The 844-nt window shown below is 44.8% G+C and carries 2 protein-coding genes; both read left to right on the top strand.

Features of this window, described 5'->3' with window-relative positions:
• A partial coding sequence (locus A3729_RS20465) for an EAL domain-containing protein (RefSeq protein ID WP_156498050.1) occupies positions 1 to 471 on the top strand: 471 nt, incomplete at its 5' end.
• 104 nt (positions 472 to 575) lie between these two features.
• Positions 576 to 844, top strand: a 269-nt coding sequence (locus A3729_RS20460) for a hypothetical protein (protein WP_156498049.1), incomplete at its 3' end; no start/stop codon positions are given.

The raw sequence follows: 844 nt of genomic DNA, 5'->3' as shown, positions 1-844 counted from the left end.
GACCTACCCGATTATGTGGCGCAAGAGCTTGAGAAAAACGGCCTCTCTACTTCTTCGCTAATTCTTGAAGTCACCGAAAGTGCGATGATTGATAACCCGGTTCAAGCCCTAAAAGTGCTTAATCAATTAAGAGACCAAGGGATTATCTTGGCGATTGATGATTATGGCACAGGCTATTCATCTTTGAGCCAACTTAAAGATTTACCCGTAGACGAGCTAAAGATCGATATGGCCTTTGTTTTGAAACTGGATGAAAGTAAATATGACCAGGCTATTGTCCAGTCAACGATAGACATGGCTCATCAGCTCGGTTTAACTGTCGTTGCTGAAGGGGTTGAAAACAGAGCGTCTTGGGCCTTACTCGAAACATGGGGATGCGATAAGTTACAAGGTTACTATATCTCTCGCCCACAAAACTCGGCAGACTTTGTTACCTGGTTTAAAGGCTATGATGTAAACAGTGAGTACTAGCATTATTTTTTCGATGAACAAGGCTAAACAAAGCATTCAGAATAAAACACTCTTCAGTTATCTGTGCCGCCTTGCTTCTAGTCGCTTTGATCAGCAGCGCACTTGTGCATGCAAAGCAGAATAGCCCACACCGCTTTATCGGCAATGTGACGCTTGTTACCAACTATCAAGACAGCGGAAATACATGGCTCAATGGTGGGCTGGGACGTTTTGGACAGGGTGACCAGGATAGCTCGGTTTCAGGCCTATTTGAATCAAATATCGAGTATCGGTACCGGCCTTCTTCTGCCTTTCAATTGAGTACTCATATCCAAGCACAAGGTACGAGTAATGATAGCTCCGTTCGCTCTCTTGGGGTGATAGAGTGGAGCGC

Source organism: Oleiphilus sp. HI0043 (assembly GCF_001634935.1).
The sequence above is the reverse complement of the archived record's forward strand: the minus strand, read 5'-3'. Positions and strand labels throughout refer to the sequence as shown.